Annotated in this window: 24 protein-coding genes and 1 pseudogene; 23 read left to right on the top strand and 2 right to left on the bottom strand. The window is 67.1% G+C overall.

What is annotated here, in order from left to right:
* Nucleotides 1-6 precede the first annotated feature (6 nt).
* The 17 genes from QFZ42_RS09150 to QFZ42_RS09070 are packed head-to-tail and all read left to right on the top strand — an operon-like array spanning nucleotide 7 to nucleotide 16962.
* Nucleotides 7-1092, top strand: a complete 1086-nt coding sequence (locus QFZ42_RS09150; RefSeq protein ID WP_307700662.1) for a DUF6001 family protein — start codon at nucleotides 7-9, stop codon at nucleotides 1090-1092.
* Nucleotides 1076-1636 (top strand): DUF6031 family protein, encoded by a 561-nt coding sequence (locus QFZ42_RS09145; RefSeq protein ID WP_307700661.1) that lies wholly within the window; start codon nucleotides 1076-1078, stop codon nucleotides 1634-1636. The genes QFZ42_RS09150 and QFZ42_RS09145 overlap by 17 nt, the downstream gene beginning before the upstream one ends.
* Nucleotides 1633-2901 (top strand): aspartate aminotransferase family protein, encoded by a 1269-nt coding sequence (locus QFZ42_RS09140; protein WP_307700660.1) that lies wholly within the window; start codon nucleotides 1633-1635, stop codon nucleotides 2899-2901. Before QFZ42_RS09145 ends, QFZ42_RS09140 begins: the two co-directional genes overlap by 4 nt.
* Nucleotides 2894-3355 (top strand): aromatase/cyclase, encoded by a 462-nt coding sequence (locus QFZ42_RS09135; protein ID WP_307700659.1) that lies wholly within the window; start codon nucleotides 2894-2896, stop codon nucleotides 3353-3355. The genes QFZ42_RS09140 and QFZ42_RS09135 overlap by 8 nt, the downstream gene beginning before the upstream one ends.
* Entirely contained in the window at nucleotides 3352-4467 is a 1116-nt protein-coding gene (locus QFZ42_RS09130; RefSeq protein ID WP_307700658.1) for an SDR family oxidoreductase, read from the top strand. Before QFZ42_RS09135 ends, QFZ42_RS09130 begins: the two co-directional genes overlap by 4 nt.
* Nucleotides 4464-5477: a fatty acid desaturase family protein gene (locus QFZ42_RS09125; protein ID WP_307700657.1), complete on the top strand. Its 1014-nt coding sequence runs from the start codon at nucleotides 4464-4466 to the stop codon at nucleotides 5475-5477. Before QFZ42_RS09130 ends, QFZ42_RS09125 begins: the two co-directional genes overlap by 4 nt.
* A gap of 10 nt (nucleotides 5478-5487) precedes the next feature.
* A complete protein-coding gene (locus tag QFZ42_RS09120; protein WP_307700656.1) occupies nucleotides 5488-5976 on the top strand; it encodes a dCTP deaminase in 489 nt (162 codons plus the stop codon).
* On the top strand, nucleotides 5973-6575 hold the full coding sequence (locus tag QFZ42_RS09115) for a dCTP deaminase (protein ID WP_307700655.1): 603 nt from the start codon (nucleotides 5973-5975) through the stop codon (nucleotides 6573-6575). The genes QFZ42_RS09120 and QFZ42_RS09115 overlap by 4 nt, the downstream gene beginning before the upstream one ends.
* A 16-nt stretch (nucleotides 6576-6591) precedes the next feature.
* A complete protein-coding gene (locus QFZ42_RS09110) occupies nucleotides 6592-8514 on the top strand; it encodes a PEP/pyruvate-binding domain-containing protein (RefSeq protein ID WP_307700654.1) in 1923 nt (640 codons plus the stop codon).
* On the top strand, nucleotides 8511-9734 hold the full coding sequence (locus QFZ42_RS09105; RefSeq protein WP_307700653.1) for a hypothetical protein: 1224 nt from the start codon (nucleotides 8511-8513) through the stop codon (nucleotides 9732-9734). Before QFZ42_RS09110 ends, QFZ42_RS09105 begins: the two co-directional genes overlap by 4 nt.
* The gene (locus tag QFZ42_RS09100) at nucleotides 9731-10855 is read left to right on the top strand and encodes a hypothetical protein (protein WP_307700652.1); all 1125 of its coding nucleotides are present in this window, start codon (nucleotides 9731-9733) and stop codon (nucleotides 10853-10855) included. Before QFZ42_RS09105 ends, QFZ42_RS09100 begins: the two co-directional genes overlap by 4 nt.
* Complete coding sequence (locus QFZ42_RS09095) at nucleotides 10852-11901, top strand: hypothetical protein (RefSeq protein WP_307700651.1); 1050 nt, start codon at nucleotides 10852-10854, stop codon at nucleotides 11899-11901. Before QFZ42_RS09100 ends, QFZ42_RS09095 begins: the two co-directional genes overlap by 4 nt.
* A gap of 22 nt (nucleotides 11902-11923) precedes the next feature.
* The gene (locus QFZ42_RS09090) at nucleotides 11924-12538 is read left to right on the top strand and encodes a hypothetical protein (RefSeq protein WP_307700650.1); all 615 of its coding nucleotides are present in this window, start codon (nucleotides 11924-11926) and stop codon (nucleotides 12536-12538) included.
* Nucleotides 12535-14181: a hypothetical protein gene (locus tag QFZ42_RS09085; RefSeq protein ID WP_307700649.1), complete on the top strand. Its 1647-nt coding sequence runs from the start codon at nucleotides 12535-12537 to the stop codon at nucleotides 14179-14181. Before QFZ42_RS09090 ends, QFZ42_RS09085 begins: the two co-directional genes overlap by 4 nt.
* On the top strand, nucleotides 14172-14957 hold the full coding sequence (locus QFZ42_RS09080) for an HAD-IIA family hydrolase (protein WP_307700648.1): 786 nt from the start codon (nucleotides 14172-14174) through the stop codon (nucleotides 14955-14957). The genes QFZ42_RS09085 and QFZ42_RS09080 overlap by 10 nt, the downstream gene beginning before the upstream one ends.
* A gap of 34 nt (nucleotides 14958-14991) precedes the next feature.
* A complete protein-coding gene (locus tag QFZ42_RS09075; protein ID WP_307700647.1) occupies nucleotides 14992-16125 on the top strand; it encodes an alanine racemase in 1134 nt (377 codons plus the stop codon).
* A 6-nt stretch (nucleotides 16126-16131) separates the two neighbouring features.
* Entirely contained in the window at nucleotides 16132-16962 is an 831-nt protein-coding gene (locus QFZ42_RS09070) for a hypothetical protein (protein ID WP_307700646.1), read from the top strand.
* Between the two features lie 316 nt (nucleotides 16963-17278).
* On the opposite strand, the gene QFZ42_RS09065 is transcribed toward QFZ42_RS09070, so the two are convergent.
* Complete coding sequence (locus QFZ42_RS09065) at nucleotides 17279-17722, bottom strand: hypothetical protein (protein ID WP_307700645.1); 444 nt, start codon at nucleotides 17720-17722, stop codon at nucleotides 17279-17281.
* Between the two features lie 596 nt (nucleotides 17723-18318).
* Here QFZ42_RS09065 and QFZ42_RS09060 point away from each other — a divergent pair.
* The 6 genes from QFZ42_RS09060 to QFZ42_RS09035 all read left to right on the top strand — a co-directional run bounded on the left by QFZ42_RS09060 (nucleotide 18319) and on the right by QFZ42_RS09035 (nucleotide 22707).
* Nucleotides 18319-19125 (top strand): GAF domain-containing protein, encoded by an 807-nt coding sequence (locus tag QFZ42_RS09060; RefSeq protein ID WP_307700644.1) that lies wholly within the window; start codon nucleotides 18319-18321, stop codon nucleotides 19123-19125.
* On the top strand, nucleotides 19118-19315 hold the full coding sequence (locus QFZ42_RS09055; protein WP_307700643.1) for a hypothetical protein: 198 nt from the start codon (nucleotides 19118-19120) through the stop codon (nucleotides 19313-19315). Before QFZ42_RS09060 ends, QFZ42_RS09055 begins: the two co-directional genes overlap by 8 nt.
* 215 nt (nucleotides 19316-19530) lie before the next feature.
* Nucleotides 19531-19974, top strand: a complete 444-nt coding sequence (tnpA, locus tag QFZ42_RS09050) for an IS66-like element accessory protein TnpA (RefSeq protein WP_307700642.1) — start codon at nucleotides 19531-19533, stop codon at nucleotides 19972-19974.
* The gene (tnpB, locus tag QFZ42_RS09045; protein ID WP_307700641.1) at nucleotides 19950-20300 is read left to right on the top strand and encodes an IS66 family insertion sequence element accessory protein TnpB; all 351 of its coding nucleotides are present in this window, start codon (nucleotides 19950-19952) and stop codon (nucleotides 20298-20300) included. Before tnpA ends, tnpB begins: the two co-directional genes overlap by 25 nt.
* Nucleotides 20301-20324: 24 nt before the next feature.
* Nucleotides 20325-21917, top strand: coding sequence for an IS66 family transposase (tnpC, locus tag QFZ42_RS09040; RefSeq protein WP_307700640.1), 1593 nt, complete (start codon nucleotides 20325-20327; stop codon nucleotides 21915-21917).
* Between the two features lie 88 nt (nucleotides 21918-22005).
* Nucleotides 22006-22707, top strand: coding sequence for an SGNH/GDSL hydrolase family protein (locus QFZ42_RS09035; protein ID WP_307700639.1), 702 nt, complete (start codon nucleotides 22006-22008; stop codon nucleotides 22705-22707).
* A 424-nt stretch (nucleotides 22708-23131) separates the two neighbouring features.
* Here QFZ42_RS09035 and QFZ42_RS09030 read toward each other — a convergent pair.
* Nucleotides 23132-23405: pseudogene (locus QFZ42_RS09030) on the bottom strand (hypothetical protein); the annotation flags it as partial.
* Nucleotides 23406-23635: the final 230 nt, after the last annotated feature.

Below are 23635 nucleotides of genomic sequence, written 5' to 3'. Positions count from 1 at the left end.
CAGACAGTGAACTACACGGATTTCGTCACGGCCAATGCCGGTGCGTTCCTGCGCAGCCGGAACATCGGCTTCGACATGCTCGCGACACTGGCGCGCGAGCAAGGCTTCGACGGCGCGCAGGTGCTGCTCACGAGTTCGCCGGTGCACGGCATCGCTACCGCCACGAGCGACATCGACCTCATCTGCGTGACGCCGCAAGCCGTGAGCAAGGGCCAAATGGCCACGCAGATCCACCGCGACGGCCAGCATTGCGAGATCCTGCCGATAGGCGCCGACGACCTGGCGCAGGCCTTCTCCGATCTCGCGCTGCTGTCGCGGTGCTCCCTGCCGCAGCGCCTCGCGGGCTACCAGCGCTGGGACAGCGGCCATGCCGTGCGCAAGAAATATCTGGAGCGCATCGTCTACGCCGTGGCCACCGATGGCCGAGCGCACCATATCGCGCACCTGCCCGCGCTGGTCCCGGTCGTGGCCGCACAGGAATACGACGCCTTTCACCAGGGCCGCGTCTGCGCCATGCTAGCGGAGCGCGCCGGCGAGCTCGACGCCGCGCGCGGCTACCTGATCAACGCCTGCCTGTCTGCGATGGCGGCCGCGCTGTCGCTCGGCGGCTGGGTGCTGTCGAACAAGAAGTGGACCTTGCGACGCTGGCGCGAAGCGGCGGGTCCGCGCATGCGCGTGGTCGATGCGTTGCTGCAAGAGCGACTCACTGCGATGTGGTCGTCGGTTTGCGAACTGGCACCCGCCGCCACCACGCAAGAGATCGCCGCACTGGACGAGATCGACCGGCGGCTCGGCCTCCTGCTGGGCGCACCGTCGCTCTCCGGCGCAATGCCCCACACCACAGCCCCCTGCACGCAAGCTGCGCTCGACAAGCGCTCGGCCTTCCTGATCGGCGGCGACGGCCGTGCCCGGCTCGCTGCGACGATCGAGGCACAGGACGCACCGGCAGACCTCGCAAGCCTGGCCACCATCGCCACCGCGCATGCGGCCTCGCTGCTGCGCAGCGCACGCAGCGGCACACTGAATTTCTCGCTCGTGGCCGCCAATTCCTCCGCGGAAGAAAAGGAAGACGCCCATGCCCTCGCCGACTGAGCCGAAGCCCCCGACCGTGCGCGGCATCCGCTGGTTCCCGCGGATCAACGCGGGCTACCGGTTTGCCGCGGGCGAGCATGTCACCTCGACCATCAGCGCCGCCTGGCTGCTCATGACCGAACTGCGTGCCTACATCGAAGACCTGGCGGGCGCACGCGACATCCCGGATGCGGCGGCGCTCGTCAAGATCAAGATCGCGGAGTTGCTGCTGCAAGTGGATGCGGTGCTCGGCCGCGCCGCCGTGCCGCACGAGATGCATCGCCTATCGCTGCTCATGGCGTACGGATTGAGCGATGTGGCGGCAATGGACGGCCCCACCGCCACCCGGCTCATCGGGCTCGACGCGCCAACCGATGGCACGGAGGTCGACCGGCTCATCACCGTGCTCGAAGAACTGCTCGCGGCATTTCCGAGCGACCTCGTCGATGCGCTGCAACCCCAGAACCAAGGCCACGTACTGCGCTTCCTGCGCTCGGCCAACAAGGCTTGCGAGCGCGTCGGCTGCGATGCCGGATTCCTCGCGCCGTTGATGACTTCGCTATGAACCAGAACATGACCACCGGGCGCAAGAACGCCTTCGCTGACCGCTACGGCACCGTCTTCGGCCGCCAGCAGGGGCTGATGCTCAAGATGGCCGGGCTCGCGAGTTCCGAGTGCGGCGCGAGCGGCGCCTGGATCGAGGACAGCGCGGGCGCGCACTGGCTCGACTTCGGCTCGTTCGGTGTGCACCTGCTGGGCCATTGCCATCCGCAGGTGGTGCAGGCGCTGACGGCGCAGGCCGGGCGCATGGGCCTGTCCTCGAAGATCCTGGCCAACGAGCCGATCGTGACCGCGGCCGAGCGTCTGCTCGCGCTGGGTGGCCAGCCGCTGGACAACATCATCTTTGCCAACACCGGCTCCGAGGCGGTGGAGGCGGCGCTCAAGCTCGCGCGCATCGCTACCGGCCGCCGGCGCATCCTCGCGTTCCGTCATGCCTACCACGGGCGTTCGCCCGGCGCGCTGAGCGTGAGCCATGGCTACGAGCGTCACGGCGCCTTGCTGACCGACGGGCAATCGACCTTCGTCGACGTCGGCGACCTGCAGGCCGTCGAAGCCGCGCTGGCCAGCGGTGTCCATGCGGCCGCGATCATCGAGCCGGTGCAGGGCGAAGGCGGCATTCGCCCCGTGAGCCCGGCCTTTCTGCAGGCATTGCGCGAACTGACGCGTGCCCATGGCGTGCGGCTCATCCTCGACGAGATCCAGACCGGACTCGGCCGCACAGGCCAGCTGGTGTGCCCGGTCGTGCCCGACATCCGCCTGCTGGGCAAGGTGCTCGGCGGCGGCATGTTCCCGGTGGCCGCGGCACTGTTCGACACCTCGCAGTTCGGCACCGCCGCGCGCGACCCGGTGGTGCATGCGTCCTCCTTCGCGGGCAGCCCGATGGCAGGCGCCGTGGTCAATGCGGTGCTCGACGTGGTCACCGAGGCGTCTTTCGCAACCCGCATCGCCACGCTGGGCGCCCGCTGCCGCGAACTGCTCGCCGCGCGCATCGGCCACCACCCGGCGGTGGCGGAAATCCGCGGCGAGGGTTTCATGCTCGGCGTCGAGTTCAAGGACATGAGCGACGCCGGCCAGATGATCATCGAAGCGGCCAAGCGCAAGCTGCTGATCGCCTTCTGCCTCACGGCACCGAACGTCGTGCGGGTGTACCCGCCGGCGGTCATCGACGAAGCCACGCTGATGGACGGCATCGAGCGCTTCTGCGCCAGCGTTGCCGCACTTCCCGCCCGCGACACCACGCCCTCGAAGGAGCCTCTCGCCAATGCCTGACGTCAATTCCTCGCTCGCCATGGGTCCGATGGACCGCGAACTCCTCTGGCGCACGCTGTGCGACTTCGAGCGCTATCCGGACTTCATGCAGGACGTGCTCGAAGTGCGTGTCGAACGCCGCACTGCCACCGAGATCGTGAGCCACTGGCGCGTGCTGCTCAACGGCAGCGAGCTGTCGTGGACCGAGCGCGACCTGCTCACCGACGACCACCGCATCGTGTTCGAGCAGACCGACGGCGACCTGGAGGTGTGGCAGGGACAGTGGCGCGTGCTGACTGCCGAGGACGGCAGCCTGAGCGTGGAACTCGCCGTGAGCTTCGACCTCGGCATCCCGTCGCTGGCCGAGGTGCTGCACCCCATCGGCGAACGCGCCATCCGCGCCAACAGCCGCCAGATGCTGGAGGGCATCCGCACGCGAGTGGCCGCCGCCGACGGCCTGCTGGTCGGCTCATGAGGGTGCTGCTCAGTGGTGCGAGCGGCACGGTCGGCATTCCGCTGGCCGCTGCCTTGCTGGCGCACGATGCCGACCTGCGCCTGCTCTGCGTGCTGCGTTCGGCAAAGGCGCGCGCGGCGCTCGAGGAAAGCCTGGCGCCCGCCCTGCTGCAACGCGTCGAATTCATCGAGGCCGACCTGTCGAACGACGCCTCCATCGACGCTGCGATTGCCTCGATGGCCGCGCTCGCCACGCACGGCACACCCACCGTCGGCGTTCACCTGGCCGCCGACGTGTCGTGGGACAAGAGCTGCGAGGAGATGCGGCAACTCAACGTGCAGGGCACGCAGAACTTCGCGCGCCTGCTGCTCGCAACATCGACACGGCCGCACATGGTCTATGTGTCGACCGCCTACACGCAGACGCACGACTGGGACTACCGCAATGGCTACGAAGAGAGCAAGGCCATGGCCGAGCGCAGCCTGCGCGAGGGGTTCGGCGAGCGCCTGCCGGTCTCGACCTTCAGCTGCAGCCTGGTGGTCGGCGACAGCCGCACCGGAGAGATCGCGCGCTTCAACGGGCTCTATCCGCTCATCAAGTTCCTTGCCACCTTCAACCCGCCCTTCCTCGTCGGCAACAAGGACGGCCTGCTCGACATCGTTCCCGTGGACTGGGTCGTCGCCGAGCTGCACGCGATGGTGCTGCGATGCGCGGCCGACGGCATGCCGCGCGAGTGCGTCGCCTCGGCTGGCTCCCACCGCGTGCGCTACGAAACCGCGGTGCGGCTCATCGAGGAGCGCATTGCGCTGGCACGCCGCCGCCAGGGCCTGCCCGAACTCGCGCCGGTGCCCATCCTGCGCGACCGGCAATGGGGTTTCCTGAAGCGCGCGCTGGCCGCGTGGCAGCCGCGGGGCATCTCGCGCTCGGATTTCCGCTACTTCGAGCGGCTGCTGCGCGTCTACGGCATCTATGCCAGCAGCGACCGCGTGCGGCCGCCGCTGGATGTGCGCGAGCCCTCGCCCGATCCGTTGGGCTTTCTGCCGGGCGTGGTCGACCACTGGATCGCATGCCATCCGCGCGCGGTGCGGCCGCAAGCCGCCGCTACGTCGACCGCGCAGGAGCAGGCCGCATGACCGCGGCAGGCATGGGCACCACGATCGGCGGGCAGCCGATGCGCCTGCCCTTCGGGCCGCAGACGCTGCAGGCGCTCGCCACTCTTCAGCCGTGGCGCTGCGCTGCGCAGATCTTCACGCAGTGGCTGGTGTGCGCGCTGGCCATCGCGCTGGCGGAGCAGTTGAAGCAGTGGCCGATGACCGTCGCCGCGATGCTGGTCATTGCCACGCGGCAGCACGCCATGCTGGTGCTGATGCACGACGCGGCGCACTGCCTGCTCGCGCGCAACCGCCGGCTCAACGACATCGTCGGCAACCTGCTGCTCGCCTTTCCGCTGACCGTCAGCGTGGCGCGCTACCGTGCGCATCATTTCAGGCACCACCGCTATCTGAACGGCGAAGGCGACCCCGACCTCGCGGACTCGGAGATCCCCGCCACGCGCGGCCGGTTCCTCGCGCTGCTGCTGCGCGATGCCTCGGGGCTCACCACCCTCGCGACCCTGCGCTCGGCCAACAGCTTCGGCATGCTGGGCCTGTTCTCGAAAGAATCTCCGGGCACCCGGCTCGACCGCGGCCTGGCGGTGTCTTTCGTCGCGGCGGTGACCGTGCTCGTGGCCGGGTTCGGCGCGTGGCGCGAGTTCATCCTGTACTGGCTGCTGCCCATCCTGCTGTTCATGCCGGCGATCCTGCGCGTGCGCGGCATCGCGGAGCACGGCGGGCGGCTCGGCAATCCGGCCCCTACCGCGGCGCGCAGCCTGCGGGTCGGATGGATCGAACGTTTTCTCTGGGCGCCCTGCCACATCAACCGCCACTGGGAACACCACAGCTGCCCCGCCGTTCCCAGCTACAAGCTGCCGCAGCTCTCTCGCCTTTTGGCGGCGGGCGATGCGGGGTGCGCGGCCGCCAACCCGACCTTGGGCTACTTCATCGGCCCGCGCTCGCTCATCCACGAGCTCTACCCGGCCGAGCGACCGGCACCGGGGCGCGCCACTGCGCCGGAGAAAGGCATGCATGGTCCTCACGGGAAGTGAAATCCGCCGTATGCGCGACGCCGGCTCGATCGTCATCGAGCCCTTCGACGAGCGCCAGATCGAGCAGAACTCGTACGGTTGCTGCCTGGGCGCGGAGATCCTCGAATACAGCTCGGACCAGATCGATCCGCACCTGGGGCTGCAGGTGATCCGCCACACCATCCCCGAAGAGGGGCTGGTGCTACACCCCCATCGCTTCTACCTCGGCCAGACGGCGGAGCGCATCGGTGGCGTGCACTTTGCCACCGAGCTCTACGCCAATCTCTCGACCGCCCTGTGCGGCATGTTCATTCAGACCAGCGCCCCGCTCGGCCACACGGGCGCGGTGATCTGCTGGACCCTGGAGATCGTCGTCACCCAGCCGCTGCGCGTCTATGCCGGCGCGCGCATTGGCAAGGTTTGCTTCTGGACCAACCTCGGCGGAGAACTGAAGTATCAGGGCCGCTACGTGGGTTCGGAAGGCGTTGTTCCCTCGCGAATCATCATGGACCAAAAATGATCCTTACCGGCACCGAAATCTCCCGACGCGTTCACAACGGCGACATCACCATCGCGCCGTTCCTCTCGAAGAACGTCAATCCCAACAGCTACAACTTCAGGCTGGCCGCCGATATGAAGGTGTACCAGGAGGGCGTGATCGACATCAAGGAGGAGAAACCTACCGACGACGTCCACATCGGCCCCGAGGGCTTGGTGCTGGAGCCGATGCGGCTCTACCTCGCGACCACCATGGAAACCATGGGCAGCACCAAATTCGTGCCGACCTACGCGGCGCGCTCCTCCATTGCACGGCTGGGCATGTTCATCAACCTCTCGGCTTCGCTCGGCGACATCGGCTTCGTCGGCAAGTGGACCATCCAGCTGCTGGCCATCAACCGCATCCGCGTCTATGCCGGCATGGACATTGGGCAGATGATGTTCTGGGACGTGCAAGGCGACATCGAACTTTACGACGGGAAGTACCAGGGCGCGACCGAGGCCTATGCCTCGCGCATCTTCATGGACTACCAGAAGAAGGCCCGGCCGGCTCCCATGCCCGCGCCGGCGCAGCCGCTGGAGATCATCGACGCGCGCGCCGCCGAGCTCGACGGCGTGTAGCAAGGAGCGGCACGCCATGTCCTCCAAATATCGAACCCTCGTCGCGCTCTCGCATGCGGTGCCCGTGCCCGCGCTCTTTGCGCTCGACGACGCACAACTGGCCGCGCTCTGGCCCAACCACGGCGCCATGCGCAGCGAGGCGCAAGAGGTGTTCGCTAACGTCCGCCTCACGGCGGGCGCCTTTCTGGACCGCGACCTCGACCGTCTCGATGCCGTGGCCGCGCCGCAATGGGCCGACGATGCGGACGCCCGCTTGGCGGCGCACCTCGCGGCGGCCGGCCTGTCGGCTGCGGATGCCCTGGCGGTGCGCTCTTCCGGCGGCATCGAGGATGGAACCGCCCACAGTTTTGCCGGCATCTTCGAATCCGTGCTGCACGTCCAAGGCATAGCGGCGCTGAAGGAGGCGCTCGCCGAGGTGTGGCGGTCTGCGTTCTCGCGCCGCGCGACGGTCGAGCGACTGCGCTGCGGCCTGCTCGACGCACCGCTGGAAATGACGGTGATCGTGCAGCGCATGGTCGCCGCGCGCTGGGCTGGCGTGGCCTTCAGCCACGATCCCATCGACGGCCGACCCGAGGTGCTGATCGAGGCCGTGCAGGGCGTTGGCGACGCGCTGGTGTCCGGCGCCGCGACCTCGCAGTCGGTGCGCTGGGGCGAGGCAGGCCTCGTCGGCGATGCGCCGTTGCGCGACGCGCAGGAGATGCTGGTCGAACTGGCCGCCATCGTGCGCACGGTCGAGGGGCATCTGGGAACCGCCGTCGACGTCGAATGGGCCTGCGATGGCGAACGCGTGTGGGTGCTGCAGGCGCGGCCGATCACCTCTCTGCACACAGAGACTGACGACGCGGCCCACGCCGAGTGGACCGATCTCTATCTTGCGGCCGACGAAGACATCGCCGCCTTCCGGCCGCTGCCGGGCTTCGCGAACTACTTCCGCTCTAAGCGCCGGCCGCTGGCGCTGCTGGCGCTTGCGCACGGCGTGGCCTCGGGCACGGCGCTGCTGGTGCGCGGTAATTCGGGCGGTTTCGAGGATGTCTCGTGCATGCAGGCGCTCTGCGCGCGCTTCGGCGAGGACAGCGTGGTACTCGACTTTTCCGACGGCCTGCGGCAGCAGGTGCTGCCCACTGGCGAGCTGGCATCGCGCCTGCGCCAGGTGCTGGGCGCAAAGGCATCGACCTTCGTGATCCGCGACTACGTGCGCGGCGACTGGGGGCTCATTACCCAACCGACCGAAGACGGCGGCGTGCTCTGCGAATGTTCCACCGACGGCCTGCTGGCCATCAACCGCGGGTCGGCGCAAACGCACGCGTTCTTCATCGGCAGCGACTGGCAGGCGAGCGGCGCGCAAGCCGCCGCGGCCGCGCCGTTCGGCGCTCGCGAGCGTGAGCAACTGCACCGCACCACCCATGCGGCGGTGGCGCGCTTCGGACCGGTCCAGCTCGAATGGGTGATCGGCTCGGGACAATTGAGGCTGATCGACTTTTCGCCGATCAAGAGCCTGCACATCGCGCAGTGCGACGATAGCCATGGAGAGGAAGGCCGGCGCACGATCTCTCCCGGCTTTGCGCACGGCGCGGCGCTGGTGGTGCCGGCCGACAGGCACTTGGAAGACATCAGCATCGCCGCCACCGTGTCGATCAGCCACATGCCGAGCGCGGAGAGCCTCGGCCCGGCCATCGTTCGCCTGGCCGAGCGCGCACGCGCGGGCGGCGGATCGATGATTGTCGTAGCGCCGCGCCCCTATGCCGCGCTCGCGGCACTCATTCCGTACGTCTCGGGCTTCGTGTTCGAGCAGGCGTCGATGCTGTGCCACCTCGCGATCCTGCTGCGGGAGAGCCAGGTGCCAGCCGTCGCCTCGCGCAAGCTCTACGCACGCGGCCTCGAAGGTGAGAGCCTGACGATCGAGGCTCGCGCGGCCCGCACCAGCCGGGAGACAGCGTGAGCGAATCCGTCTACTTCTTCTTGCACGCGAACGCCGCGCCACGGCAGCTCGTGGCCGTGCTCGCGTGCAGCGGCACCGGCTTGCGCAAGGGCGCGAACAGCTTCTACGTGCGCGGCGGCGATCTTGCGCTGCAGGCCGTCTGGCTCGCCGATGGGCGCTGCGACGCCGCACCGCCGGATTCGCCGGCCTTCGAGTACCGCAGCTTCAGCGCGACGCAGCGCGCGGCCAGCCGCGGCTTCTGCGCCTGGCTCTGCGCGCGGTATCCGGCGCTAGTGCCCGCGCTCGAAGCCGGTGCCGACTTGCCACCGCGCATTGCGCCGGCCATCGTCGCCACCCGCGAAGGCGGCTCGCTCGCCTTTCATCACTTCGTGCAGCAGGGCGAACTCGGCAGCCTGTTCGTGCGCTACTGCGACGAAGCGATGCCCGATGCGCCGCTGGCCTGGCCCCACTTCGACAGCCTGCTCGCAAGCCACGCGCCCGTGCTCGCCGCGCTGCGCCCCGCGCTCGGCGACGAGTGCTGGTACACCAAGTGGCGGCCCGACCTGGAGATGGAGCGCAAGTTCACGTTCAATGGCATTCCCGACACCTGGCGGCTGCTGATGGCGTTCCACGACGCCATCGCCGACGGCGCCCTGCCCGACTTCGTGCCCGAGATCGACCGCGAGATCCAGGTCTGGGATTACGAGCAGCACATCTTCGAGGTGCTGGGCGCCAACGCCGAAAGCGGCTACGTCGCCTACATCCCGCAGGCGGACGGCCGCATGACCGTCAAGCGCAAGTGGTTCATCGAGAACAGCGAGGTGCGCCGCGAATCGCTGTGGGGCAACCTGACGCTCGGCATGGCCGACATCGAGGCGCATGTTCGCACGCTGACGCCCGAGGCCACGCGGCGGCTTCCCTCGTACCGGCGCAAGCGCTTCGACGCGCAGTTCGAATCGCTGGCCACAGGCAATATCTTCGGCATCTACATGGACGTGTGCCGCACGCTCGACGATGCGCATTCGTTCTCGCAATGCGAGGTCGAGTACTGCCGCACGCGCAGCTTCGGCGAGCTGCGCGAGCTGCAGCAGGACTTCGACGCGATCTCGGGCTTCGTGGGTGCGTCTCTCGTGCGCTGGGGACAGGCGCATCAGCAGGATCTGTACTCCAAGCTCGACTTCGTGCGCGAGATCGCGGACGCCGGCCAGGCGCAGGCAGAGCCCGAGCGGAGGGCCGCATGAGAGATGCGACCTCGATGATCGTGTTCGGCAACTGGCGCCTGCGCCATGCCGAGCCCTCGCCCGAAGCGGCACGGCGGCTGCGCGTTCAGCGCGTGGCCGCCCGTTTGGGCGCGCGCGCAGCGCAGGCGGACTGCCGCGGCGTGCACGCACTCGTCGCGCATTGCGTGGACGCGACATGGCAGCCCGCCCCCGATGCCGCCCCTGCCGTGCCGAGCCACAACGTCGACCCCGACTGGGTGCCGCTGGCCCATGTGGACATCGACGGCGGGCTGGTGCACATCAGGCACCTGGTCGACCGCGCCGACCGCCACGTGGCGCATTTCATCGCGCCGCCGATGCCGGTGCCTCCTTTCGCGCCGCCACAGCTGTACGAACAGCTGTGGCAGGCCTTCCAGGCCAACCACCTGCAGACCAGCAACTACGAGTGCTACTACGCCGTGCATGCCGCGCCGGAGGAACTGCACGTGGCCATCGAAGCGACAGCGCCGCTCGACGTGCTGGCGCTCGGCGATGCCTGGCTCGACGCGCTCGACGCCGACACCCCCTCGCACTTCGTCGCGCAGATCGGCGACGAGCTGCAGCACGGCAGCCACGACAACGTCCTGTGCCGCGTGCTGCCCCATCTCGAGGGCCGGCGCGGCTGGGCCAATGCAGCGCTCTTCAGCCGCAAACGCCGCGCCACGGTGCTGGAGCCGCTGGCCGAATTCAGCGCGGTACTTCGAGGGGACGACAGCGCACCATGGACAGAACAGCGCCTGCCCGACCAACCCTACGGCGCGGCAGTCGAAGTCGATCTCGCCCAGCACTTCGACCTGCCGCTGCGGCCTGTCGTGCGGTGGCGCCACACGCGGGCGAGTTCGGGCTGCGAGTCCCTCGAAACGGGCAACCTCTTCAGCGTGGGCTTTTCCTGCGCGCAGGCCGAAACGCCCGTTTTCTATTGCTCGATCGGCTACCTGCGCACCCGCGGCGACGGCAACGCCGCGCTCGTCGCGCAGGAGCAGGCCGCGCTGCGCGACAAGGTCTTGCAGTTTCTCCGTCGGCAAGGGCTCGATGCCCGGCCCGACCCCGGAGGCATCGCCCATTTTTACGACCGCATTGCCCAAGGAAGCACCCGCCCATGATGGACAGCCTGTTGACGAATACCGTATTCAGCCTGCGCTTGCGGGCGGGCGAGGCATCGAGACCGCTGGCGACGCGCCTGCGGACCTTTCTCTCGCCCTACCTCTGGGCCGGTACCGAAGACGGCGCGCCGGACCTGGCGGTCGACCTGCACGCCGCTGGCGACTTCCTGCCCGCGTGGCGCGCGCGCTGCACGGCACCGATGACAATCCGCGAAACCTACGCCATCGGCTTCACGCTCAAGGTGGTGCGCGGCACGCTGGACGACGGCACGCAACTCGCATGGGACGCCGACACGCGCGTGGGCTACCGCTACAGCACCGCGCGGCGCGAAGTTTCGTTCTATGGCAGCGAAGCGACGGCGTTCGTCCACCTGATCGAACTCGTGCGCTACTTCGGCCTGCTGGTCGAGCAGGCCAAGGGCACGGCCATCCTGCACAGCTCGGCCGTGCTCGACGAGAAGACCGGCGGCGTGATCGCCATCGCAGGCGTCAAAGGCGCGGGCAAGACCACAACCATGCTCGACCTCGTGCTCAGCCAAGGACACCGCTATTTCTCGGGCGACAAGCTGCTGCTGGACGTGGTGGACGGCCGGCTGCGCGCGCGCGGTTGGCCCGATTACCCGCACATCGGCCTGGGCTCTCTACGGCAGCACCCGGCGCTGGTCGAGCGGCTCGGCAGCGAAGCCCGTGCGGCACTGGACCCGGCGCGCGCCAATTCCGACAAGATCCTGCTCACGCCCGAAGCCTTCGCAAATGTCGTCGGCCGCAGCCCCGTGGGCAGCGGCTGGCTCGAGCGTATCGTGCTGCCCGAGGTTGCGGTGGACGAGGCGCTGCGCGCCCGGCCGCTGCGCGGCGAGGAGATCGATGACGTGCTGCGCGATCCGCACATCTTCGAGTGGCCGCACACCTTCATCACCTCGACCTGGCACGGCATGCCGCCGGCCGACCGTCCGATGGAGCGGCGCGTGGCCGCACCCGTCGCCGCCGCGCTAGGCACCTTGCCCTGGGTCAGCACGCCCGGCCGCGCGACGCTGGCCGCCGCCTGAGCGGACAAGGGGAGCACCGCACATGCCGAACCAGATCATCTCCACGGAAACGGCCGCTACGCGCCCCGGCTTGTGCCTGTGCCTCGTGGCACCCAGCGGCTCGGGCAAGAGCACGACCGCGCAACTGATCCGCAACTGGCTGTTCGCGCGCGGGCGCTCGGTCGAAGTCGTGAAGCTGGCCGAGCCGCTGTACCGTATCCAGGCCATGTTCTATGCCGAGGCGGGCATCGCCCTCACGCCCGAGACGCAGGACCAGAAGCTGCTGGAAAGCGTGGCCACGCACCTGCGCGCCATTCATGCGCGCGCGCTGGCCGATGGCTTCCTGCGGCGCCTGACGGCTTCGCACGCCGACGTGGTGATCAACGACGACCTGCGCGACGACCGCGTCGACTGGCCCGCATTGCGCGAAGCGGGCTTCCGGGTGGTCAAGGTGGCAGCGCGCGCCGAGGTCCGTGCGCAGCGGCTGGCCGAACGGAACGATCTCAGCGTCGTGAAGGACAGCCCTCTCGACCTGCAGATGGCACGCATCGAAGCCGATTACGTGCTTACCAACAACGGCAGCCTTGCTGCATTGGAGGCGCAGGTGGACGGCCTATGCCGGCTGCTCGTGGGCAAGCGCGTCGAGGCCGCGGCATGACACCCGCGAAGGGCCTGTTCTGGCTGCTGGTCGACGGCCTTTCGCACGCGCTGTGGCAGCAGCTCGCGCCGCTACTGCCGCTGGGCGTGGATTGCGCGCTGCCGCTGGAGCCACTGTCGCCCAACTGCCAGACGCCGCCTTCGCTGTTCAGCATCTGGAGCGGGCTCGACACCAGCGCGCATGGCCTCACGGGCTACGAGATTCCCGACCCCGAGGCGGGCGACCCGTTGGCGGTCGCCGATGCGTTCGGCCGCTGGCCACGCGCCACACCGATGGTGTGGGACCGCTGGGCCGCCGCGGGCGGCCACATCCGCACCAGCGCAGTGCCCTTCGTGCAGCCGTCGCGGCTCGCGGGTGCGCTGCTGTCGCACACTGAGGTGTATGCACGCCCCGTGGGCCCGCCCGCGGTGCTGGCACCAGGCGATGCGCTGTCGGTGCCGGCGCTGCAGCTGCGTTGCGCCGTTTCGGTATCGCCCGACAAAAGCGCGATGGTGCTTCACGACGTGCCGACCGGCGGCGATCTGCGCGTGCCTTTTGGCGGCACTTGCCATGTCGCCCTGTCCCCGGCACTGCCGACCGCGCTGGCCGGCGACACCAACCGTGCGGTGGCAGTTCACGCCGCGCACGTGGGCGGCGAGCCGCGGCTGTGCTTCCTGGGCTTTCAGCCGGTGTTCGTGCATGGCCGTGACGCTGCCTTGCGCAGGCTGGCGTTGCGCCATCGCGCCTGCAGCGTGGGCAACCCCGCCAAACTGCACGCGAGCGGCGCGCTGGGTCGGCACGCCGACCAAGGCGGCGACGGTTCGGCCGAGCTGCTGCTGCTCGACCTGCTCGAGGTGATGCACCGCAGCTTTCTCGATGACATCCTGTGGAGCCTGCGCGCGGGCGGTGCAGAGCTCACGGTGGGCTACTACCCCGTGATCGACCTGGTGTCGCACCAGCTGCTGCGCCATCTCGAACCCGCCTCGATCGCGTCGCAGCATGCGGTAGCCAGTGCGATCCGCGCGCGCCTGGCGCGCTGGCTCTTCGAGCTGTTCGATGGCTGTCAGGCGCTGCTCGCACCGGGCTGCCGCTTCATCGCGCACTCTGACCACGGCATGCAGCCGCTGAGCCACGACCTCGCACCCAACCGCTGCTTTGCGGCACAGGGCTGGCTCATGACAATCGGCGCTGGGCAGATCGACACGGAGCGCTCGCTGGCGTTCTATCACCCGGCCGAGAACGGCTGGCTGGCCCTGCATCCCGCGCGCATGGCAGCGGCCGGGGTGACGACGCAGGCCATCGTCGATGCGCTGGACGGCGCCCTGCCGCCCGAGCTTCCCGGCGCCTTCCGGCTGATCGAGGGGCCGGTGGTCGATCTGGGCGGCGGATGGACGAGCCCCTGGTACCTGCAACCGCCCACATGCGCCCGCCTGCTCAAATCGCCACATCTGCCGTTTGCCGTGGAAAGCCGCAAGGGCGGCGACCACACCTGCTGGTCCGACGCGCCATGGCTCAAGGGCGTCTTCCTGGAGCCGACGCCGCAGCCCGGCACGCCGCCATGGCAGGCGCCGCTGACGCTGGTACAGCTGGCTCCGGCTCTTATGGCCGAACTGGGCCGGCCCGCGCACGCCGCGCCGTCGCGGGAGGCGCACGCATGGCACTGAAGGCGCTGCTGATCGACATCGACGGCACCCTGCTCTTTCGGGGCGAAGCCATCGCCGGTGCGAACCGGGCGCTGCAGGAGGCGGCGGAGGCGGGCCTCGCGGTGCGACTGCTGACCAATATCAGCGCCAAGCTGCCGCATCACATCGCCGCCGGGCTGCAGGCATGCGGCATCGATGTGGCCGAAGACAGCATCCAGACCGCGGGCATGGCCTGCAGCGCCTACATCCGCAGGCAGCCCGATACGTCGTGCCACCTGCTGGTGCCCGACGCCATGGCCGCCCTCTTCGAGGACATGCGGCGCGACGATCGCAGGCCCGACTTCGTCGTGATCGGCGACGTGGCGGAGCGCTTCGACTACGACCTGCTCAACGGGATCTTCCGCATGCTGCGCGACGGCGCGCAACTGGTGGTGCCGCACCGCAACCTCTACTGGTTCGACGGCGCCGGGCCGCCCCGGCTGGACGCCGGCGCGTTCATCCTCGGGCTGGAGGCCGCGGCCGGCCAGGCGGCCATCGTCACCGGCAAGCCCTCCGCGGTGTTCTTCCAGGCCGCGCTCGACGCCCTCGGCGTTTCCGCCGGCGAAGCGCTGGTGGTGGGCGATGACCTGCTCACCGACATCGCGGGCGCCAGGGCCTCGGGCCTTGCGAGCGTGCTGGTACGCACCGGCAAGGGCGAGACGCCGCGCGCACCGGACGCGGCAGCCCCCGACACGGAACTGCAGAGCATTGCCGGCCTGATGCCCTACCTGCACGGCGCTGGCCTTCTTGCACGCTGAACGACATCCACACCACAGACGAGAGACAAGCATCATGCAGTTCGCCACCGCCGTCCGCGCGACAGAGTTCGACGCGTTCTACACCTTCAACCCCGCCCGCCTCGCCCACGCGACGAGGGACTTCGTCGAGGGCTTTCCGGGCAGCGTGCTGTATGCGGTGAAGGCCAACCCCTTGCCGCAGGTGATCTCCACCGTCCGCGCCGCGGGCGTGGCAGGCTTCGACGTGGCCTCGATCGGCGAAGCCCTTCTCGTGCAGGCCGAGGCGCCGGGCGCACGCTGCTGGTTCATGAACCCCGCCAAGTCGCGCCGCGACATCGAGCGCGCCTGGCGCGAACTGGGGCTGCGGGATTTCGTGGTCGATTGCACCGCGGAGCTCGACAAGCTGCTCGAGGTGCTGCCCACACGGGAGCCTTCGCTGCGCATCTATGTGCGGTTTCACTCGGGCGCGTCGGACGCCCTCTACGACCTGAACAGCAAGTTCGGCGCTTCGCACGAAGAGACACTGCGCCTTCTCCAGCGCATTGCGTCGCAGACTGCGTGGTCGTCGGGCATCGCGTTCCACCCGGGCTCGCAGACGATCAGTGTCGAGCCCTACCTCAACGCAATGCAGACGGCCGCCAGGCTGATCGAACAGGCGGATGCCCCCGTGGCCGCGCTCGACATCGGTGGCGGCTTTCCGGCGCGCTACGACAACATGCCGATGCCGCCACCAGCCGCCATGCTTGCGCGGCTGGGCGAGTTCGTCACCTCGTCTGCAGCGCTGAAGCGTGTGGAGCTGTTGTGCGAACCGGGGCGCGTGCTGGCGTACGACTGCATGTCGCTCTTTGCGCGGATCATCCTTCGCAAAGACCAAGCGCTCTACTGCGGCGCCGGCATCTTCGGCGGGCTGCTGCCGGCGCAGCAGTTCTTCCAGCTGCCAGTGCGAGCATGGCGCGGCGGCGAGCCGATCGTTGTGGCGGCTGGCGACCGCCGCGAGTTCGTCGTCTTCGGCCCAACCTGCGACAGCAATGACCGACTTGCGTTTCCGTATGCTCTGCCCGCCCACCTGCAAGAAGGCGACTGGATCGAGTTCCAGCATGTGGGCGCCTATTCGGAAAGCGTGCGCTGCGCATTCAATGGCTTTACCGTCGATCACCTCGTGACGGTCGAAGCGCACGAGCTGGATTGACCTTCCGTGCGCCATATCCAACTCAACATCGAAGCCGCCATCCTTCAAAGCCTGGCAGAACTGATCGAACAGCAGAACGCTGTGAGTAAGGCAGAGCCGGGCGCACCTCGGGTGCACATCGCCGCAACATCGGACGACTTGGTGCATGCGGCCTCGGTGATGGCGCAGGCATTCGTAAGAAACGGCGACAAGGCGTGGATTGCATGGCTACGAACCGCCGATGTGCAGCGCATTCGTGCAGGCGACTTCGTCGATGCCGAGAAAAAAATCGGCCGCGTCATTCACTACCTTCTGCAGGCGGCGCTCCGAACGGGCGGTGTGGTGGTTCTGGAGACCGCGCACGATGAACTGCATGGCGACCGCACAGTCCGCGGTGCGGCGCTCAGAACATTGCCGAGCGCCGTCCCGTCGACACCGGGGCTTTTGCATGAACTGACGGTTGGCGGCTATGCCGCCCTACGTGCCTACGGCTTGCGCCGAACTCTCGCGGCCCAGAGCGCTTCGGTCGCGCTGCAGCGCGCGACCCATGCAATGCGCGTGCGCGAAGGTGTGCCCGAACGATGCATCTACGGCGGCATGGTCTGCGTCCACCCGACGCACGAGCAGAAGCGCGTGGCCTCTCGAATGTCGCGACCGTTTCAGCGGTTGGCCGACCTTCATCAACTCTCCTACTTGCTTCAAAGCAGCAATCCAGATCGCAACGACAGTCGTGTTTTCAAGGGCTTTGGGTTCAGGCACACGGGCGAGTTTCTGTACGGCGCCTCGAAGCTCAACAGCGTGGGGCCTTACACCGTGAAACTCATGATCAGAAGTCCGGTGCCGACACCCGTGGAGTGACTGACCTTCGCCTGTCAAATCTTTCACCGAGCGCTCACCCGCGCATACGCAGCTTCATCGGACAGACGACGGTGGCTATATGGTCCCACACTCTTCGCAAGTCAAATTGTGATGCTGAGACCGACGGTGACGTATCGCTCGATCACCTTCATGCGCGGCCGTTCGGGCTGGCGCCGATGCCCGCCGCAAGGTCGCGGCTGCTTCCGTCGGCGGATGTTCGACCGTGCTGTCTTTAGCCGATGCAGCGATCGTTCATTTTGACGAGCAGATATGGCCGCAGTGCGGCCATATAGAGACAGGGTGGCCCGTCGCCGTTTCAGTCGCAGTACCGCCGTCCCGACCGGTCGAAAGCCAAAAGCAAGCCCGCGAGCAGCGCACCGGCGGCGGCAGCGACAAGCACCGACTTCACGGGCTCGGCCGCTATCTGTTTCACGCAGGACTCCTGCCATGCCGCCGCTTGCTCTCTGAAGCTGGTGATCTTCTGCCCGGCTTCGTTGACTGCGTGTCGGGCATAGGCCTTGCCCGTGTCCACGGCATCTGCAGCGACGTCCTTCGTATCCGCGGCAACACCTCGTAGGGTATCCAGAGCCTCGCCGGCGGTCGCCTTTGCATCCTTGGCGCTTGAACGCAAGGCTTCGGCCGTATCGCGGGCGATCGCCTTGGCCTCATCAGCGAGTCCGCTGGCGGCCGTCGATGCGTCTCGTCCAGTCTGGCGTGCTTCATCGGCAAGTTCAGAAGGGGTTTTTGCGTCGTCTGCCATAGCGGCCTTTCCAGGGAAGCAACGGTTGCGAATCGGATATTTGGGAGACTCCGGTCCGATCGGAGTGTCGGGTTGGACAGGCATCTCTTGTAGGTGAAAGCAAGGTGAAGGGGACCGGGCGAACCGGGTCTGCGGGGGAAAAATCGCCCAGCACGAAGGCTGGGCAGAAGCCCCGGCGATGTCGCCACGTCAAGGGCCCCGAATGGAAAAAACCAAGGATCGGGGACAACGGCAAATAAGATTTCGAGCGTGAGCTCGAATGCCGGATGCGACCGACTTCCAAGCAGCAGCCGACCCGCTCGGAAGATTCGGGCCGCTTCGGGGATCGGCTTGAGCCACTCCACCGCCGCAGCCTCGGGCGGCATTGCTTGCAGGTGCGCATCGCGCCATAGGCCGCGTGCGACATCCTCCAGCTCGAGCGGGTCGACGGTATGCCACTGCTGCTCGAGCCGATGCGCGCAAGCGGCGATCCAAAGGGCGGCAGGCAGGTTTTCCCTGCCCCGACGATACTGTATGTTCATACAGTTATACCGCCTGCCAGACGCGCGTCCGAGTCCGGGAGCTTTCCAAAGCACAGATCAAAAAACGATACTTGCATGAAGATGAGAAAATTTCCGATCTCCACCCCCCCTCCCATGACATCAAAAAAGAATCCGATCCATGGTGTAAAGAAGCAAAGCCTGCTTGACCGGAAATGGTTCGTCGAATCGCTTTCATTCGTTCCCGCAGTCACTGCGGGCGCTGCCGCTTCCGCGAAGTTCTTTTTTGAATCCAGCTACGTACTTGGATGGGGATTGGCAATTGCCTGCGCGTGGACGGTGGCTTTTTCGATTATCAAGGTAATTCACGCAAAGCGGCAGGATGAAAGGGATGACGACCTTCGCAGCCACGATGGCCTCGTTGCCGCGCTGACCGTCGTGCATGAACTGGTCGCGAGAGCCGCCGGGCTCTCCCAAGAGGAAAAGATGAAGTGCCTGCGGGCCACCTTCCATCGGGTCGTGCCTCCTGTCGGCGAAAGCGACGAAATAGAACAGATCGTGAATTACGTCGGCGGCGCAGGAGACGGTGCAGGCCGCAAATTCCCGATACGGTCGGGAATTACAGGCCAAGCGATCAGGGAGAACGCGGTGTTCGTGATGGATCGGCAAAGCGATGCTTATGAGGACTACAAAAAGGAACTCATCAGGCACTGGCACTACACTGAAAAAGATATCAGATCGATCACCAGCGATCGGTTTTCGGCTATTGCGGTCCCTATCCAGTCCAGGAATGGACAGCAGGTCATCGGAGTGGTCTACTTGGACAGCAGCAAGAAGAACTTTTTCTCTTCCGATGCCGTCAAAGAGGCGGTTGCCAATGGATGCTGGGGAATTGCCCGTTACACAGGAGAACGTTATGTCTAGCCTCGATTTCGATCGCAAGCCGCAGACAACCTTCGTCGGGCAGAAAGTCGTCTCTCACGAGGGCGCCGTGGTGAAGGTCACCCGGCTGGAACTCTCGCAGGATGCACGCGCTTCGCTGCGCTCCAAAAGCGAGGGTATCCGCATGGCTTCCGACGAGAAGAAACAACCGAAAGCCGACACCGTCCGCTGATCGCGCCGACAGCTGGGATACGCGGGTCTCGCCAGTCTGTGCAGATGGTCTGCGTCGGGCCCGCGTGAAATGCCCTCCATGCATTGATCTGGAGGGCATTTCTGTTTGGAGGCTGACCTATGGAACATCGGTATGCGTTCAATGAACCCCGTCCTTGAGCCGCAGGCTGAGACCTGACAGCCTACGTTCCCACGTAGATGAACGCGGGAACGTAGATGACAGACGATTTGGAAGACCTCAAGCGCCGGCTGGTGGTGGGGCACAAGAGCGACGGACGCAGCGTGTACGACGAAGCAGCGAAGTCGCAATTGGTCGCACTGTGCCTGCAGCCAGGCGCCTCGGTGTCGCGCCTGGCGCGCGAGTGCGGCGTCAATGCCAACCAGGTGGGGCGCTGGCTTCGCGAGCATGGCCACGGTGGTCGTGCGCGCAAGGCCGCTGCCAGCGTAGTGCCGGCGCCTGCGGCGTTCGTGGCGGTTGCAGTGCCGCCGGCGTCGCCGATCGCGGCCCGAAGCGGCGGCGACATCGTCGCCGTGATGGACGTGCAGGCACACTTGCCCAACGGCGTGACGATCGACATTCGCGGCGTCGAGCTGCGCAACGTCGGCGAAGTGATCGAGGCGCTCGGGAGGCTGCGGTGTTCCGCTTCGACGAAGGGCTGAAGGTCTATCTGCACCGCGAGCCGGTGGACTTCCGGCTGAGCATCAACGGCTTGGCGGTGCTGGTGGAGCAGGCCCTGGGCCTGGACCCGTTCGCCTCGTGCGCCTACGTGTTCAGCAACCGCCGGCGCGACCGGGTCAAGATCCTGGGCTGGGAACGCAACGGCTTCTGGCTGTTGCTCAAGCGCCTGGAGAAGGACAGGTTCATCTGGCCCTCGGCCGAGGCGGTGCCCACGCTGACCCCCGAGCAACTGCACTGGTTGCTCGAGGGCATCGACATCGCGCTGGTGCAACGCCACTCCCGTCTGCGCTATGCCAGCGTGGCTTGAGGTTTGACGGAACAATGATGGGGCATGCCGATCCAAGCGGGCGTGCCGTCGCCTGCCACTGCCTCCATCACCGCTGAAGAACTCGCTGGTCTCATTGCCGAGCGCGACGCGCTGGCCGGTGCGCTTCGGGTGGCGACCACCGAGCGGGACCTGGCCCTGGAGCGTTTGAAGGCGCTGCAGCGCCAGCTCTTCGCCGCCAAGAGCGAAGCCCGCGGCACCGATCAGAAGGACCTGTTCCTGAACGAGGCCGAGGCACTCGCGCCCACCGATCAGACGCCGCAGGCCGAGGTCGAAGACATCGACGAAGAGGAGTCGACGCCGGTCGCCGGTCACCAGCGCAAGAAGCGTGGACGCAAGCCGCTGGATCCGGCGCTGCCGCGCGACATCGTGCGCCACGAGCTGCCCGAGTCCGAGCGTGTGTGCGCTCACGATGGCCACGCATTGGTCGAGATCGGCGCCGAGGTCAGCGAGCAGATGGACGTCATCCCCGAGCAGGTGCGTGTGCTGCAGCATCACCGCATCAAGTACGCCTGTCCCTGCTGCGATCAGAGCCTGAAGGTCGCGCCGGTGCCGGCGCGCATCATCCCGCGAGGCCTCCTCACCGAAGAGGCCCAGGCCTGGGTCATCACCGGCAAGTACCAGTTCGGCATGCCGCTGTACCGCACGGCCGTCTTGCTGCGCCGCTTCGGTGGCGACATCGCGAGCAACACGCTGGCGTCGGGCATCGTGCGCATCGGCCAGGCTGTGCAGCCGGTCATCAACTTGCTGCGCGACCACTTGCTGGACTCGGACCTGATCTACGGCGACGAGACCCACGTCCAGGTACTGAAGGAGCCTGGGCGCAAGGCACAGACGAAGAGCTTCATGTGGGCGCAGATGAATGGCACGGGTCCACCGGTGCGATTGTTCGCCTATGCGCCGGGACGCGGCGCTGTGCACGCCGAGAAGCTGTATGCCGGCATCCGCCCCGGCACCACGCTCATCACTGATGGCTACGAGGTCTACAACGGCATCGCGAAGGCCGGTGGTCTCACGCACCTTGGGTGCTGGGTCCACGCGCGCCGACCGTTCATCAAGGCCGAGGAAGCCACCCCGAAGGCGGCTCGCTCGCCGGATCAGCTCGCGACCCGGTTCGTGCGGCTGATTGGCAAGCTGTACCGTGCCGAGTCCTTGGCCAGGGACTGGACGCCCGCGCGCCGGCTGCGGATGCGTTCGCGCTACAGCGCCGCGGTTGTGCGCGAGATCGAGCGGCTGCTGCTCACGCACCTGCACGCCGTCGCGCCATCGAGCTTGCTGGGCGAGGCACTGCACTACCTGCACGGGCAGTGGCCCAAGCTCGTGCGCTTCCTGGACAACGGCACCTGGCCGCTGGACTCCAACCCGGTGGAGAACGCGATCCGGCCCTTCGTCGTCGGAAGGCGCAGTTGGTTGTTCGCCGACACCGTGGGCGGCGCGAATGCCAGCGCCAACCTGTACTCGCTGATCGAGACAGCCAAGGCCAACAACGTCGAGCCCTACCGATACCTGGTCGCGTTGTTCAAGAAGCTGCCGCTGGCGCAGACGGTCGACGACTACGAGGCGCTGCTGCCCTGGAACATCGAGCTCGGCGGCGCGTAGGCCGCCCTGCACGGATCGGTTCCGACACCGCGCGCAAGGGCGTGGTTTATTGAGCGCTTACGAACATCGATGGAGCAGGCGCCGCCTGATGGCCGCCGCCGGTGCTTCAATGATCCCGTTCGCCACCGCCGCGGCGCAGTCCGCCGGCGGCGGTCCTGTCACTGCCCAACACATGCTGACCGTATACACCTTCGGCGACTCGGTACTCGACTGTGGCCGCTACAACGATGAAGGCGTCCACCCCGGCCAATTGCTGGTGAAGAACGACGACCGGCTGTTTCCCGACTTTGCGGGACGAGACCTGCAGTCGCGCCGGCCGGCGCAACTCGATCACCGGGCCGTCGATGGAGCGACCGTGGATGAACTCGCCGAGCAATCACGCGGCGTGCGGCTGCCGCAGCATGCGGCGCTTGCGTTGCTGACGATCGGCGGCAACGACCTGATCCGAGGGCTCGCCGCCGACACCGGCCAAGGCATGCGCATCTTCGAGCGCAAGCTCGCGACTTTCCTGCAGCGGCTACCGGTGCGACCGGTGCTGATGGCGAGTGTGTACGACCCCACCTTCGGCGACGACGCGCGCAATTTCCTGGGCGTCGAGCCGCGCACCGCACGCGCCAACCATCGCCGCGTCAACGAAATCATTGCAGCGCTTGCTGGACGGCACGGCCGCTTCGTCGATCTCCATGCGCACTTTCTGGCCGGCGACCCTTCGTGGTTCACTCGGACCATCGAGCCGAGCCTCCGCGGTGCGTCCGAAGTACGCCGTGCCTTCTCGGGGGAAATTGGCTGATGCCGAGGCAGCAAGCAATGCCGCAAAAAAAACTATGGCGAGCACTCTGCCCGCACCTTCGTTCGAGTGGAGCCACTTGCTCCACGAGCTTTGGAATGGCACCAGTTGTCGGCGGCCTGCGAGAGTCCGACTTCGGGGATTTCGAGCGCCGGGTCATGTCCGCGGGCTGCGGGAACTCCGCCTACGACGAGACGCAGCGTCCTCGCGACACCGGTCGCGGGGAGGGGCGCCACGCTCCCTACTTCTTAAACCGCAGGAGTTACGCATGTTCAGACCCATCAAGATCGCGGCGATGGCATGGACCGGCGCTGGCGAACCAACCAGGCCTGCGATCACGTCGGCGAGTTGCCGGGCCGGGCTGACGTGATCGACCTCCACATGCTTGATCAGGCTCTCGGGGATCGAACCGTGAATGGCGTCGGACGCCCGGCGTGAAGCCGGCCGCGAGGATGGAGATCTGCATCACCTGCTCCTGGAACACCGGCACGCCCAAGGTTCGGCCAAGGGCTTCCTTCAAGGCCTCGCTCGGGTAGACCACCGGCTCCCTGCCCTGACGCCGGTTGAGGTACGGGTGCACCACGCCGCACCTGGATCGGCCCCGGTCGCACGATGGCGACCTCGATCACCAGGTCATAGAAGCAGCGCGGCTTCAGCCGCGGCAGCATGCTCATCTGCGCGCGCACCCCGGACTGGTACACCCATGGACGCTAGATAAGTACTTGTCGCGCCTGAACTTTATGAGCGGCATCCATGTCCACGGTCTTCCCGCGTACGGAAGGTCAAACTAGCTGAATCTATCCATGCGCGACGTTGCGCTTCGTTGGAGATGGAATTTTTTACTGAGTTGGAAATTGACTGCCAAAGATGCCGGCGACCAGACCGTCACCAACAGGCAGCGGGCTGGGCTCTGATGTACGCGAAGAGCCTC

The sequence above is a fragment of the Variovorax paradoxus genome (genome assembly GCF_030815855.1).
GTDB classification, from domain to species: Bacteria; Pseudomonadota; Gammaproteobacteria; order Burkholderiales; family Burkholderiaceae_C; genus Variovorax; species Variovorax paradoxus_M.
This window is presented reverse-complemented; position numbering and strand designations above follow the sequence as displayed.

What these genes read in the sequence shown, in the direction of transcription:
- QFZ42_RS09135 (WP_307700659.1), top strand. Translation starts at nt 2,894, where the DNA reads ATGCCTGACGTCAATTCCTCGCTCGCCATGGGTCCGATGGACCGCGAA.
- QFZ42_RS09110 (WP_307700654.1), top strand. Translation starts at nt 6,592, where the DNA reads ATGTCCTCCAAATATCGAACCCTCGTCGCGCTCTCGCATGCGGTGCCC.
- QFZ42_RS09145 (WP_307700661.1), top strand. Translation starts at nt 1,076, where the DNA reads ATGCCCTCGCCGACTGAGCCGAAGCCCCCGACCGTGCGCGGCATCCGC.
- QFZ42_RS09130 (WP_307700658.1), top strand. Translation starts at nt 3,352, where the DNA reads ATGAGGGTGCTGCTCAGTGGTGCGAGCGGCACGGTCGGCATTCCGCTG.
- QFZ42_RS09140 (WP_307700660.1), top strand. Translation starts at nt 1,633, where the DNA reads ATGAACCAGAACATGACCACCGGGCGCAAGAACGCCTTCGCTGACCGC.
- QFZ42_RS09125 (WP_307700657.1), top strand. Translation starts at nt 4,464, where the DNA reads ATGACCGCGGCAGGCATGGGCACCACGATCGGCGGGCAGCCGATGCGC.
- QFZ42_RS09090 (WP_307700650.1), top strand. Translation starts at nt 11,924, where the DNA reads ATGCCGAACCAGATCATCTCCACGGAAACGGCCGCTACGCGCCCCGGC.
- tnpC (WP_307700640.1), top strand. Translation starts at nt 20,325, where the DNA reads ATGCCGATCCAAGCGGGCGTGCCGTCGCCTGCCACTGCCTCCATCACC.
- QFZ42_RS09055 (WP_307700643.1), top strand. Translation starts at nt 19,118, where the DNA reads ATGTCTAGCCTCGATTTCGATCGCAAGCCGCAGACAACCTTCGTCGGG.
- QFZ42_RS09060 (WP_307700644.1), top strand. Translation starts at nt 18,319, where the DNA reads ATGAAGATGAGAAAATTTCCGATCTCCACCCCCCCTCCCATGACATCA.
- QFZ42_RS09100 (WP_307700652.1), top strand. Translation starts at nt 9,731, where the DNA reads ATGAGAGATGCGACCTCGATGATCGTGTTCGGCAACTGGCGCCTGCGC.
- tnpA (WP_307700642.1), top strand. Translation starts at nt 19,531, where the DNA reads ATGACAGACGATTTGGAAGACCTCAAGCGCCGGCTGGTGGTGGGGCAC.
- QFZ42_RS09115 (WP_307700655.1), top strand. Translation starts at nt 5,973, where the DNA reads ATGATCCTTACCGGCACCGAAATCTCCCGACGCGTTCACAACGGCGAC.
- QFZ42_RS09085 (WP_307700649.1), top strand. Translation starts at nt 12,535, where the DNA reads ATGACACCCGCGAAGGGCCTGTTCTGGCTGCTGGTCGACGGCCTTTCG.
- QFZ42_RS09095 (WP_307700651.1), top strand. Translation starts at nt 10,852, where the DNA reads ATGATGGACAGCCTGTTGACGAATACCGTATTCAGCCTGCGCTTGCGG.
- QFZ42_RS09035 (WP_307700639.1), top strand. Translation starts at nt 22,006, where the DNA reads ATGGCCGCCGCCGGTGCTTCAATGATCCCGTTCGCCACCGCCGCGGCG.
- QFZ42_RS09065 (WP_307700645.1), bottom strand. Translation starts at nt 17,722, where the DNA reads ATGGCAGACGACGCAAAAACCCCTTCTGAACTTGCCGATGAAGCACGC.
- QFZ42_RS09075 (WP_307700647.1), top strand. Translation starts at nt 14,992, where the DNA reads ATGCAGTTCGCCACCGCCGTCCGCGCGACAGAGTTCGACGCGTTCTAC.
- QFZ42_RS09080 (WP_307700648.1), top strand. Translation starts at nt 14,172, where the DNA reads ATGGCACTGAAGGCGCTGCTGATCGACATCGACGGCACCCTGCTCTTT.
- QFZ42_RS09120 (WP_307700656.1), top strand. Translation starts at nt 5,488, where the DNA reads ATGCGCGACGCCGGCTCGATCGTCATCGAGCCCTTCGACGAGCGCCAG.